Source organism: Scytonema hofmannii PCC 7110 (genome assembly GCF_000346485.2).
GTDB lineage: Bacteria > Cyanobacteriota > Cyanobacteriia > Cyanobacteriales > Nostocaceae > Scytonema > Scytonema hofmannii.
On the sequence record NZ_KQ976354.1, the window covers coordinates 7,076,996 to 7,089,657 of the forward strand.

Genomic DNA, 12,662 nt, shown 5'->3' on the forward strand with positions numbered 1-12,662 from the left:
TGCAGTTATCTGCACTATCTTATTATTTTTACTCCCCCTACCGGCATGGGGTTTACCAGCACAACCAGAACGTATTCCCCTAACCCTAGAAATATTACAAGAACGACTTCGTACACCGACCATTCGTGAAGGTAATCTCACAGTGGATTTAAGGGAAATGGTCATAGATTTACGACCGGAAAATGCCAGTTTTCGAGATGCTTTTTATCAAATTTTGCGGAAAGAATTGCAAAAAGCAGGCTCGAAACCTTTGGGATTAGATTTAAGTTATTCTGTCATTCAAGGTGATTTTATTGGCAGAGATTTGGGTTTACAAACACCTCTATACGCTCAAGCTATTGCCCCTATTTTTACAGCCTCCGAACAAGAACAATTAGAACACTTGCGAGATGTTTGCTTGCGATCGCTTGCTCTATCATTACCCAGTTCTAAAGATTGTAAATTTCTTTTGGGAAATCAGTCAACGGCATCGACGGCAATTAGTGTTTTCCGTGGTTCGCTAACTCTAGTGGAAACTCGCTTTAATGGAACTGTTCAGTTTACCAATACGTTTTTTCTTCAACCAGTCAATGCCCAAGGCGCTATTTTCACTCAACTAGCTTATTGGGTAGAAACAAGATTCAGCCGTGCTGCGAGCTTTGCCAATACAAATTTTCGGAAAGATAGTTACTTCCAAGGTAGTGTCTTCTTTGATAAACTGAATTTTAAGCAAACTCAATTTCAAGAAACTGCAAACTTTCAAGACAGTACTTTTGAAGACACGGCTAATTTTACTGAAGCAAATTTTAAGCAGGTGGCAAAATTCAGTCGCATACAATGGCTGGGTAATGCTGATTTTTCAAGCGTGCGTTTTTTTGAACAAGCACAGTTTGCGAAAGATATTTTCGTTCGGCTTCTCCTTCTATCAGAAGCAACTTTTGAGCAATCTGTTGCCTTTCGAGAAGCACAATTTAACCAACCTGTCAACCTGCAAGGTGCAAGCATCCTCAACCAAGCAGACTTTAGTGATGCGGGATTTTCTCCAGAAGCTTATTTAGATGTGTCCGGTCTCCTTTTTAACTCCAACCAAGCCAAAATTTTAGGAAATCCTGGTCAAATTGGTAAGAATATTATAGTGCATGGTTTGCAAGGCAATCAAAGTGTTTTGCGTAATTTGGGGCAAAATTTTCGTCAGTTACAGCAAATTGCTGATGCCAATCAGTTGGAGTATACAAAGCAGGAGTTGCGTCTACAGGAGTTAACACACTATCTGTTTGCTACAAATATCAATAGTGCTTCTCAAAAACGTTTGATCGATCTGGGTTTTTCTGCTGTTCAAGCAGATGCTATTGTTCGTCGCCGTCTGATACAGCCATTTCGCAATAAGAGTGAATTACTGACTTTGGCTGATATTGACTCCGATACCTACGCTCAAGTTATCTCTCACATTGTGGTTGGCAATTCTCCTTCAGTAGGGAATTGGTTGCTACAGGCTTGGAATTGGTTGGCGTTGAGTTTACTGCTGCTGCTATCCGGGTACGGTACAAATTTTTGCTTAGCGATTGGTGTAGGAACGATCGCGATCGCATATTTTGGTGTATTATTTTGGCTGATTGACAGTGTTCGTCGTATTGGTCCAAGACCGATTTTACCCACAGCTTACGAAACAACTTGTATGCTCGTAAGTTTTAGCGTGTTAGTTGTACTGGGCTTACTAGCGATCTTTCGTTCAGCAGAACAACCTTGGCTGACATTGGGGTGTCTGTTTGCTATTATTATTCCTGTTCCTGGAATATTACTGTTCCAACTTTACCAACAAGGACGCTATCACGACCTCTTAGACGTTTCCTACTTTACAGAGGAAGGGAGTTTACGACAGTTACGCCTGCTGATTGGACGTTTGCCAGTGATTCCAAGGTATCAAATGTTTCGCGAGCGTTATTTGCCAATTTTATGCGATCGCCGATGGAACTGGCTCAATTACTATGACTTCAGCCTTAACAACTTATTAAGGCTGGGATTTAATGACATTCGATTGCGAGACGAACACCTTCCTGGCATCATTACGACATTGGCATGGTATCAATGGGTTTTAGGTATACTTTACATTACTCTTGTTTTTTGGACTCTCTCCCGCACCATTCCCGGATTGAATTTATTGATTTATTTGAAGTAAAGTTTGTTGTCTTAGCTGTTGCCTAATCGTAACACTAGCGGCAATGAAAATGCATCGAGGTTTTAGGACATGAGCAAATTATTTGAGATTTTGCAAAAAATTCAAACTAAACCAGGGATGTATATTGGACGTGCTTCTGTCAGCGATTTGTTTCATTTTCTAGTTGGTTTTAAAACTGCTTTGAGAGAATTAGGAGTTGAAGCAACTAAGGAAGAAATGGATTTTTTTCGCGAGTTTCAGCCTTGGATACAAAAAAAATATCATGTGTCAACTTCAAATTCTTGGGCAAAAATAATTATGCTCTATTGTGGAAACGAGCAAGAGGGTTTTAATGCTTTCTACAGATTATTGAATGAGTTTAAAATGAGAAATAAAAGTTTAGGTGGGGATGAGTTGGACACAATAGCAACTGATGAGAACACACAAATTGTAGCGTGATTATTTTAGCGGTAAATCAATCATCTAGACTTTTCATAAAGCTGGTTCTGGTGGATGAAAACGTTGACTCTCTCATCATCTTACTACCTTTTTACCCCTATCCCTCATCATTTCGTTTACAATACAAGAGTTCACTTTTGACTTGCAGTAATAGGTTAACCAAAATGCCAATTAACTGGCGCGAACACATTGTAAGCAGTTCAGATATACTTCGAGGTAAGCCCAGGATCAAGGGAACGCGCATTCCGGTCAGCATAATTTTGGGTTATTTGGCTGCTGGTCAAACCGACGATCAAATTCTCCAAGAGTTTCCAGATTTACAAAAAGAGCAGATCTTCGCGTGTCTGGATTATGCACGCGATCTGGCAAATTTTGAGACGATTGCATCATGAGCTTAACATTTTTCATAGACCAATGCGTCCCAGCTTCTATTGGGAAGTTTTTGTGGGATAGTGGTTATAGTGTGTTAGTTTTGAAAGACTATATTCCAATCGAGTCTTCTGATAAAATTGTGATTGCCAAAGCACAGGAATTAAGTGCAATTTTAGTTTCACTGAATGGAGATTTTGCCGACATTGTCACGTATCCTCCTGGTAATTATCGAGGTATTATTTCAATCCAACTTCGGAATCATCCTGAAATCATTCCTCTACTGATGCAGAGGCTGGTGGATTATTTGTCTAACCACAGTGATATGGAACATTATCAAGGCAAGTTATTCGTTGTTGAAGTAAATAGAATTCGCATACGAGAGTAAGGTTGTATGATCGGACGAGCGTTTGTATAGTCGCGATTTTACTCCCGCTAGGGCAAAAAGCGGTAAAACTCTACTGTCATTCATCCAACAGAAAATCACTGTAAACTGCTGCAAGATATAAATAACGCTCATATCTTGCTTACACATGGAGACAAACAAGTGCAAATTACCAAACGCAATGTTGAATTGAGAGTAGACGAAAGCTTAATGCGCGTATATGTTGCAGCCCCCAAAGCCGCAGGAACTTACCCTGGCATTTTGTTCTACACGGATATTTATCAATTAGGCGATCCCATGATTCGTTTGGTAAACTACTTAGCAGGACATGGCTATGTAGTCGCAGCCCCAGAGATTTTTCATCGAACAGAACCTGTTGGTCTCATTATTGAACCAGACGATCTTGGTCGGATGCGGGGTAATGATAATGCTCGTCGAACACCGATAGCTGGTTATGACGCTGATTGCCGTGCTGCGATTGAATTCCTTAAGGGCGAAGGTTCCGTAGCCTTAGGTCAAATAGGGACTTTGGGTTTTTGCATTGGTGGACACCTATCTTTCCGGGCTGCTTTCCAAAGCGAAATTAAGGCAGCAGTTTGTTGCTATCCTACTGGTATTCCAAGTGGCAAACTAGGTCAGGGGGTAGCCGATACTATTCATCGGGTGAGCGAAATTAAAGGTGAAATGCTCATTGTGTTTGGTACTCTGGATCCTCACATACCACAACAAGACCGCCAAACAATTATCACAGTCCTTGAAAATGCAAGTGTTCCTCACCAAATTTTCTTGTATGAAGCAGAACACACTTTCATGCGCGATGATGGTTACCGCTACGATTCGGCTGCTACAACCTCTGCTTGGTCTGAAATCATAGCTTTCTTGAAACGTATTTTTGCAACCTAAGTAGGTCGTCGCTGGTCACTGGTCACTGGTCACTGGTCACTGGTCGGTCATTTGTCATTTGTCATTTGTATCTGTTTTAGATTGGTTTTAGCGACTTCATTTTGATTTGCCATTTCTTCCTGATAGTATTCTTCTCTAAAGTAGTAGCTGTAGCGGTCATTTTTTGGAATAACGCCATTCACGACTTGTCCTAATATCTTCTGACCAGATTTTTCTAAAAGTTCTTTAGCAAGAGTCGCATTGACAGAATCAACCATCCCCGGACGAACTACCAACAAAACACCGTCAGCCATTTGACCCAGGATAGCAGCATCAGCAGCAACAGTTAATGACGGAGCGTCAATGATGACGGAGTCATAGGTGACTCCAAACTTGTCAATCAAACTAGCCATTCGTTTTGAGTCTAATAGAGAAGCGGGAGAAGGAGGGACGACGCCAGAAGGTAGAACATACAAATTATCCATAACTTTTTTGATAGCTGTCCTGCTATCAGCTTGTCCTATAATGACATTACTGAGACCTCGATTATTGCGTAGTTCCCATATTTTGTGCTGAACTGGATGATGCAAATCTGCATCTATCAGTAAGACATTCCGCTCCATCTGAGCCATTGCTAGAGCTAAATTGGCAGCTACTGTTGACTTACCTTCTCTAGGTATGGAACTAGTGACAACAAGAACTTTTAAATCTCTATCAGCTTTCATAAACTTCAAATTCGCTCTCAGCATTCTGAAGGCTTCGCTAATTGGGGAACGAGGAATATCTTTAACAATGAGCTGCTGCGTATATGATTCAGAATCTTGATTGCCGCGAATATATTTTTTAGACTTGCTAAAAGAAGGAATAACCCCCAATAAGGTCAATCCTACTAATTCCTTCGCCTCGTCAACTGTCTTGATTAATTTATCTGTTGCTTCCAAAAAATATACAGTCGCTAAGGAAGCTAGGATACCTAGTAAACCTGCACTTAGGTAAGAAACTATAGGAGAGGATATAGGCTCTTCAGGAACTTTGGCTTCAGATATGATGCTGGCGTTACCTAAGTTCTGATTTTCCGCTATTCGGCTTTCTTGTAGCTTTTGTAACAAAAGAGAATAAGTAGATTGGGCTGCTTGTAATTTGCGTTCTAACTGGCGCTGTCTCTGCTGTAATTTTGGGAGATTTGTCTGCCGTTCTCTGTAGTTAGCTTCTATATTAGTTAAAGTAGACAATTCACTATCTAGACCCCGACGAGTTGACTCTAATTCCACAAGCTTTGCAGTCAGTTGCTGTTGCAAACTTCCAACTTGAAGATTGCTATTTTGTTTTAATTGAGTTGTTCCTATAACCTGTTTTAGTCGCTGTTGTAAAATTGCTTTCAAGGATTCTAACTTCTGTTCCAAATTAATAATTTCGGGATGGCTTTCCTGAAGAATAATGCGCCTATCTGCAAGTTGCGACTCTAGTTGTTGGATTTCTTTGAGGATATCTTGCACGCCAGGAGACTGACTGAGGGAAGTCATAATCACCGCATCTTCCGGGTTCATGCCTAATTGCTGGCGAATGGCTTGTGATTGAGCCTTGACATCAGCTATTCTAGATTTAATACTGTTAATTTGCTGTTGCAAGTTTGCAATCGTTTCTACAGATTGAGATGCTTCTGGTTCCAACGCTATAATGTTATTCTGTTCGTGAAATAAGCGCAATTCAATTTCTATTTTCCGAAGAATCATTTCAGCATTTGGCAACTGTTTTTCCAGGAACTTACGGGCGGCAGAGGCTTCGGCTCGGTGAGATAGTAGATTTTGCTCTAAATAGATAGCCATCACTGTATTGACAACCTGTGAGGCTGTCTTAGGATGCGTATCAGTGTAGGAAACTTTGAGAATATCGGTTTTCGGTATCTCTACCACGGTTAATCGGCTAAGAAATCCCTTAGGTTTTATGAGTGTTCCTGTTTTGTCTTTCAACTTTACTCTGTCTATCGTCTTTTCTACAATAGGTAGAGAACGTATAACTTCAGCTTCTGTGTGTATAGGACTACCTTTGTCTTGTACCAATGATTCTAACTTACCTATTTCTGTTCCCACTCCTGTTAAAGAAGATATAGTATTCGAACTTTGAAAGAGTAGCGTTCCTTCGGCTACATAAGGAGACTTTTTCAAAGAAGAAGAGAATACTGAAATGGCAAAAACTGGAACAAAGATGCCTAATGCGGGCAAGTAACGGCGTTTCAAAACTTGCCAATATTTTTCATATATAGGAGTTTCTTGTGATTCCATACAAATTTTAAATTTTCTATTTATTGATAGGGCTAACTAATATTGCATCAACAATCCTCGCTATCAGTAAAAAAAGATTGTTTTTTAAGTAAAGCTCCTTTAAAAAACTAATGGAAACAGAGAGTGTAGTCCAATTTTGGCTTGTGCTATATAAAACTCAGAGTTAGTTTGAGCAATTCAATTGTTGCCTACTTATAACAAAACGGTGTGAATTTTTTTACTGTTATGGTGAACTGCCACAATTGCACCAATAACCCGTTCTAAATCTTCTTCTGTTAAATTAGAACCAGAAGGCAAGCAGAGACCCCTTTCAAATAAATCTTCTGCTACTATACCACCAATACATTCACAAGCAGCAAATACAGGTTGTAGGTGTAATGGCTTCCACACAGGACGAGTTTCAATTTGCTGTTCTGCTAGTGCTAAACGGACTTGTTCTCGATTTGCGCCAAAAGCGTCTGGATCGATTGTTAAACAGGTAAGCCAACGGGTAACGTGTCCAAAAATGGCTTCTGGCATAAATTCTATTCCTGGCAAATGTCTTAAAGCCGACTCATAAATTTTAAAGTTGCGTCGTCTAGCTGCAACTCGCTCATTCAGAACGCGCAACTGACCGCGACCAATACCAGCTAAAACATTGCTAAGGCGATAGTTGTAACCAATTTCTGAGTGTTGGTAATGGGGAGCTGGATCTCGTGCTTGGGTTGCTAAAAAACGAGCTTTGTCCACCAGTTTTGCTTCATCGGAAACTAACATTCCACCGCCGGAGGTGGTGATGATTTTATTGCCATTGAAGGAGTAAATACCAATGCGCCCGAAGGTTCCGGGAGAACGCCCTTTGTAAGTGGCTCCCAAAGATTCAGCAGCATCTTCAATTAGGGGAATTTCATAAAGATTGCAAGCTGCCAAAATGGGATCTATATCCGCGCTTTGACCATACAGATGCACAAGCACAACCGCTTTGGGCAATTTCCCAACACGTGCGCGTTGTTCTAGCGCTTCCTTCAACAAGTCGGGATTCATGTTCCAAGAAGTGCGATCGCTATCAATGAATACTGGTCTTGCTCCCAAATAGGTGATTGGGTTGGCAGTGGCAGCAAAAGTCAGGGTAGAACAAAAAACTTCATCCCCGCAGTCAACCCCAAGTAACCGCAAAGCCAAATGAATAGCTGCTGTACCTGAACTCAAAGCAGCTGCATGGGTTGCCCCAATGACTTGACAAAATTCTTGCTCGAAAGCATCCACATGAGGTCCAACGGGAGCAATCCAGTTGGTGTCAAAGGCTTCTTTAATAAATGCTAGTTCCTCATCCCCCATATGTGGAGTCGAAAGCAAAATAGTTTTAGACATAATTAGTTTCCCTTTGAATTTTCATTTAGTATGATTTCCAGAATTTTCTAAAAATTCAATACTATAAAACTGGACAATTGTACTCGTTCAATCAATAACATATGGGTATCGTGTCACGGGTATTTATCGCGAACGATAAGCAGGAAAGAAGTTTGATTGCAGTAATTCTGACGCTGTTACCCCCAGAACTTTCGCTCTTAAGTTTACCAATTGATGATATTTCTCCTCATCAGTTATCAAGCGCAATGTCAAAAACTTATGAGTCAGTTGAGAGAAACCTGATTTGAAAGTATACAAACTATCCTCAGTGGAGCCACCAACTCCACCACCCAAGTGCAAAAATTCATAGCCATGTTCCTGTGCCCAGTATCTTGCATAGTCGGTCTCTAAACTACCTGGTGACAAGTGAACAAACTGGTTTCTTGTTCCACCTAATGTGCTCTGTACAATTCCACAACATACTGTATACAAACCTACACAAGCAATCTGATTTTCGTATTCAACAATGCATAGATGAAGAGTAGATCCTAACAAATCATTCATTTGAGTGAAATATTCGGAACTAAAAGAGTAATATCCCGTCGTTGCATTGACACGTTTCATCGTTTCTTTATAGATTGCAACAAACTCGTCCAAATAATCTTGGAATGAAACCATTTTTGCAACCATTTCGAGACGCTTACACTTATTAATAGTGCTGCGATGACCTTTTCTGGTGTGGCTCCACAAGTTAGCAATCTTCAAATCAACCGAGACCGTTTCTCCGTTTAGTGTAAAAGTTTCCGCTTTAAAGATTTCGGTAAAACTTTCATTTAGAATCGGATGCAAACGAAAGAAAGCAGAGCATATCCCCCGAGAGCGAAATTCCTGCTTCATCCTATCTAAAGCAGCATCTGGAAATCCTGGTGCGTTAATAGCTGCTTCATTTAGCAAGATTCCTGGATAGCCATAGGGAGAAATAACATCAAAAGCATCTGCAGCTTTTCCTTCTTCAAACAGTATGTCATTACATTTTCTTAGTAAATAAGGGACAAAAAACTTTTTGTCACCTTCAGTTATTAAAATAGCTTCAGGAATGCCACCAGTTCTTTTAGATTCTAAATATACATACTCAGGTAAATGATAAAAATCATGACGGATCTCTTGCAGCGTTTGCAACCACAAATCGTTTTCTAATTCAATGACTTGTATATTCATATTATTTCTCCAATTTTGCTATTTCAGAATCTGACTATTTGCTACTTATCTTCTGCAGACCATAAAACAGGAAATACTGATGGATCGGTGTAATCCGGCTCGCCGTTGGGTAGTTTTCGGCATACACGGTCAAGAAAGTGATGTATTTGTTGTCCGTTATTCCAAAAAGGTTGATAACGGTTGTCATAGTCCTGTAAATATAAAGCAAATGCCAAGCGGACTGAGCGGCTGTAATTGGGATAGCTACCGTGAATAGTGTGACTGTGGTGAAAGCTAATCTGACCTTTCTTCAAGATCAGGGGTACTTCAATAATCTCTCGTCGCTGTGAAGCGAATTTCTGTTCTATCTCTTTGAGATTTTGGTTGTTAAAGCAGCGCATATGCTCGTTGCTTGGCCACTTATGACTACCATCGATTACAACAAGTGGTGACCCATCCTTATCAATATCATGGAAGGGAATCCAAGCAGAAAGCATTTTATTAGACGTGCAGTTAGAAGAATAAGAGTAATCGGTGTGCCAGCCAACTACCCCTCCTTCATCACCAATGGCGATTGGTGCTTTGTAAACCAACGTATCTTCAAATAGTCGAATTTCTCTAGTCCTAGCGAGCCTGGCAGCGATCGCACCAATAATAGGTTGAAGCAGGAGCTTACGTAGTTCTTTTTTTCGATAAGAAACGTGTTGATTATTGCGTACAGCGTCTCCATCTCCAGGCTTCCAGTCGCTGTAACCAGTGCTGTAGGGAAGCAATGCGTCTCGCTCTCCATGATAAAACTTTTCGCTACCAACTATCGCTTCATCTATCACCTCGTCAGGGATAACTTTTTTGCTGATAAACCAGCCGTGTTCTTCGTAAAATGCAACATCTTCGTCAGTTGGTAAAAGAGCTAACTGCTCTTGTGACAATTGCTGAGTGTAAGTTTTCATGCTCTGTAATCTCATCACTTTGTAGCTTGAAAATAATTGCGCGATCTCTGATGATAATAGTTTCTTACTTAGCTGTTTCACATAGTATGGATATACAGCCTCTAGCTTTAAACTTTATCAGCATGACTTTTCTGCAATTTGAATTGTGAATGACTTATCATTGCACAATTAGAGAGGGAGTCATTTTGTCATATTTTTTGAAAAAGTCAGCAAATTTTTCTGCCACACGAGAAATATCGTCACCAGAATAACGCTGATCTGTTGGTATTGTTAAAATTCGATTTGACAGATCTATTGCTAAGGGATCGTTGGATGTATTGTCTGACGTTTGTTGCCAATGAATAGCCGGAAAAATATTTTGGCTTATTAGATATTTACGTAAAGCATCTCGAATCTCTGTGCTTTGACAGACTATTATGCTGTTCAATGGAACAGAACCAGCAGGCCATGAAGTAAAAAGGGGCGTCCAATTCGGATGTTTTTCCATTAAACTGTCATTGAAAAATTGTTTGACGTTTGTTTCTCTGCTTCGCCTAAATTCTGTAATATCCAAGCAATTTAGAATCGTCGTGGTGAAGGTAGAAACTGTATAATTCGTTTCCTTATCGAGTTCCTCTTCACTTTCAATTTCTAGTCGTCGATATATCTCTTTAGAGATGTGAGCACCGCTAAGATAAGCTCTTTTTAACAGCATTGCAGTCAATTTTTTGTAACTAGCAGGTGACTCTAAGGAAGAAGCTTTTGGTAACTTCATATTTTGAGGAGACCATATAATACCTCCATTTGGTATTGGCATGGTTTTCCGCAGAGACGCTATAGCATAGTGAGATGTACTTTGCAATGCCCAAGATGAAAAAGGGTCATGGGTGTGGTCTTCAATTAAGATAATATGATTTTGCTGAGATAGCCAATCTTGCCAAATTTTTCCTTGCCTAATTCCAAATAAATTAACTGCTAGAACTAAATCACCTGGCAAAGTCTTTAGAGAGTTAAGATCTGGAGAGTCTTTAGTTGGCAAATCTTGATACCAACATATGTCGAAAACTTTTTGGAGTTTGGCCACAAAATGCATACACAAGAACGATGGTAGATGCAGTCTTAAACGACTTAATTTTTCCTGATTCAACAGACATTCGAGAGATAGTAAGCAAGCTGTGCCAGTGGAAAATAACTCGTATGATTTAGGTAGTAAATTGTTGGTTGCCGCTCCCATCACAAACTCATTTGACCAATCAAATTCAGAACCGACTTCCCATCGTTTGTTCATAGTTATTTTTCTGAAATCAATACGATTTCATCATAAATTTTAACTCTTGAATTCCTAGTACACCGATTCACTAATGCCAAAAACCCGGTTTTCGTCCTCATAAAGACCAATTTTTCGTTAACTAAATTAGAAAAAAATCGGTTGTTTCTTCAAAATTATGAAGACTGAATCGTGTTCTAGATTTTGGGACTTTTAGTTAACTATTCTAATTCTTATTTCCTCCATCATTTACTGCTTTACTCAATCTTTACCTTTCATTTTTTTTCTGCCAATTCTTTATATAAGAAGAATATTCCAATTGTCAATACTTTAAATTTTACACCATATTTATGATATAGTAAATCGCACCAAATTTGTGAGAATTGCTGAGAGTCAGAAACCCAGTTTTGTAGCCGCTACCGGGTTTCTCGTTTCCTACAGATGATTTAGGATTGCTATAAAAACCGCACAAATTCTAGCATAAAGACACGTGCTTGTTTTCAAATCATCACAGCGTATTTATTATCTCGTCATAAAATATTTCGGATGAGAACAAAAGCTTCTGCTGCAAAGCATCCAACTGTACTACCACGTAAAGTAGCCAAGGCTCTGAGAGTCTCCTCTGAACGTTCATGAGGAAAAGGTTTAAGCTGAGAAGCATACATTTGCATAGCTTGGATTTTTGTTTCCAGGTAAGCGGAAATATTAACGAAAACATTAGGGACAAAGTTGGGAGTCAAATAAGGAGCATTCCAGTTAGTCTCTGAAAGTGTTTCGTAAGTGTAGATAGTTTTTGGTGCAAAAGTGTTAATGGGTCTAGCAGCCACTAGCGCGGATAAAAAAACTCTTTGATGATCCAGATGAATATCACCATTGAAGGGAATAAAAAGAGTATCTGGTTGTATGTATTTGCAAACCTCAATAAGTTTACTATTTAAATCTCGATGAGGTATCATATCTAATTCAGCTGGTGGGAAAGAAAGGAAGATAGTTTCCTTTACACCCAGTATCCTATGCGCTGCTAGTGCTTCCTGCTTTTCTTGTTCAATCACATCTTGTTCATCTTCGTCAGATGATTGGGTGACAGTGACCACATAAACTTCAGCATTTTCATCTGCAAATCGAGCAATCGTTCCTCCAACTCCTAGAACTTCATCATCAAGATGAGGAGCAATCACAAGAATTTTTTTATTCAAGATATACCTGCCTTTCCATTAGGGATTGATGTAAAGTCAAAACTTTATTACTATATAACGCACAGATGTCTAGACAATAGGGAGTAGGGAGTTGTAGAGACGCGCCATGGCGCGTCTGTAAGGGAGTAGGGAATACTTCTTTGTTAATAGCAAGGTTATGGGATTGTCTCGTGATTAGTTGACTTGAAAATGGGGCATAAGACATAGTAAGAAATAATTTATTGCCCATTGCC

General features: G+C 39.7%; 11 protein-coding genes. 5 read left to right on the top strand and 6 right to left on the bottom strand.

From position 1 onward, the window contains the following. Positions 1-7 precede the first annotated feature (7 nt). From WA1_RS29550 to WA1_RS29570, 5 genes are all read left to right on the top strand, one after another. The gene (locus tag WA1_RS29550; RefSeq protein ID WP_026134388.1) at positions 8-2,155 is read left to right on the top strand and encodes a pentapeptide repeat-containing protein; all 2,148 of its coding nucleotides are present in this window, start codon (positions 8-10) and stop codon (positions 2,153-2,155) included. A 69-nt stretch (positions 2,156-2,224) separates the two neighbouring features. Further along, the gene (locus WA1_RS29555) at positions 2,225-2,593 is read left to right on the top strand and encodes a hypothetical protein (protein WP_017740720.1); all 369 of its coding nucleotides are present in this window, start codon (positions 2,225-2,227) and stop codon (positions 2,591-2,593) included. Positions 2,594-2,757: 164 nt separating this feature from the next. Then, positions 2,758-2,985, top strand: a complete 228-nt coding sequence (locus WA1_RS29560; RefSeq protein ID WP_026134387.1) for a DUF433 domain-containing protein — start codon at positions 2,758-2,760, stop codon at positions 2,983-2,985. Continuing rightward, positions 2,982-3,350, top strand: a complete 369-nt coding sequence (locus WA1_RS29565) for a DUF5615 family PIN-like protein (RefSeq protein ID WP_017740718.1) — start codon at positions 2,982-2,984, stop codon at positions 3,348-3,350. Before WA1_RS29560 ends, WA1_RS29565 begins: the two co-directional genes overlap by 4 nt. 159 nt (positions 3,351-3,509) lie before the next feature. After that, positions 3,510-4,250, top strand: a complete 741-nt coding sequence (locus tag WA1_RS29570; RefSeq protein WP_017740717.1) for a dienelactone hydrolase family protein — start codon at positions 3,510-3,512, stop codon at positions 4,248-4,250. A gap of 47 nt (positions 4,251-4,297) precedes the next feature. Here the strand turns inward: WA1_RS29570 and WA1_RS29575 are convergent, their stop codons facing one another. The 6 genes from WA1_RS29575 to WA1_RS29600 all read right to left on the bottom strand — a co-directional run bounded on the left by WA1_RS29575 (position 4,298) and on the right by WA1_RS29600 (position 12,429). After that, complete coding sequence (locus WA1_RS29575; RefSeq protein WP_017740716.1) at positions 4,298-6,511, bottom strand: GumC family protein; 2,214 nt, start codon at positions 6,509-6,511, stop codon at positions 4,298-4,300. Between the two features lie 192 nt (positions 6,512-6,703). Further along, complete coding sequence (locus tag WA1_RS29580) at positions 6,704-7,861, bottom strand: DegT/DnrJ/EryC1/StrS family aminotransferase (protein WP_017740715.1); 1,158 nt, start codon at positions 7,859-7,861, stop codon at positions 6,704-6,706. Between the two features lie 123 nt (positions 7,862-7,984). After that, positions 7,985-9,058, bottom strand: a complete 1,074-nt coding sequence (locus WA1_RS29585) for a GNAT family N-acetyltransferase (RefSeq protein ID WP_017740714.1) — start codon at positions 9,056-9,058, stop codon at positions 7,985-7,987. Between the two features lie 41 nt (positions 9,059-9,099). Continuing rightward, on the bottom strand, positions 9,100-9,987 hold the full coding sequence (locus WA1_RS29590; RefSeq protein WP_017740713.1) for a phytanoyl-CoA dioxygenase family protein: 888 nt from the start codon (positions 9,985-9,987) through the stop codon (positions 9,100-9,102). A gap of 157 nt (positions 9,988-10,144) precedes the next feature. Next, positions 10,145-11,254, bottom strand: coding sequence for an aspartate aminotransferase family protein (locus WA1_RS29595; RefSeq protein ID WP_017740712.1), 1,110 nt, complete (start codon positions 11,252-11,254; stop codon positions 10,145-10,147). 509 nt (positions 11,255-11,763) lie between these two features. Continuing rightward, the gene (locus tag WA1_RS29600) at positions 11,764-12,429 is read right to left on the bottom strand and encodes a PIG-L deacetylase family protein (RefSeq protein WP_017740711.1); all 666 of its coding nucleotides are present in this window, start codon (positions 12,427-12,429) and stop codon (positions 11,764-11,766) included. Positions 12,430-12,662 lie beyond the last annotated feature (233 nt).

Coding starts and splice junctions, on each gene's coding strand:
- WA1_RS29555 (WP_017740720.1), top strand. CDS start 2,225: ATGAGCAAATTATTTGAGATTTTGCAAAAAATTCAAACTAAACCAGGG.
- WA1_RS29560 (WP_026134387.1), top strand. CDS start 2,758: ATGCCAATTAACTGGCGCGAACACATTGTAAGCAGTTCAGATATACTT.
- WA1_RS29565 (WP_017740718.1), top strand. CDS start 2,982: ATGAGCTTAACATTTTTCATAGACCAATGCGTCCCAGCTTCTATTGGG.
- WA1_RS29575 (WP_017740716.1), bottom strand. CDS start 6,511: ATGGAATCACAAGAAACTCCTATATATGAAAAATATTGGCAAGTTTTG.
- WA1_RS29580 (WP_017740715.1), bottom strand. CDS start 7,861: ATGTCTAAAACTATTTTGCTTTCGACTCCACATATGGGGGATGAGGAA.
- WA1_RS29585 (WP_017740714.1), bottom strand. CDS start 9,058: ATGAATATACAAGTCATTGAATTAGAAAACGATTTGTGGTTGCAAACG.
- WA1_RS29590 (WP_017740713.1), bottom strand. CDS start 9,987: ATGAAAACTTACACTCAGCAATTGTCACAAGAGCAGTTAGCTCTTTTA.
- WA1_RS29595 (WP_017740712.1), bottom strand. CDS start 11,254: ATGAACAAACGATGGGAAGTCGGTTCTGAATTTGATTGGTCAAATGAG.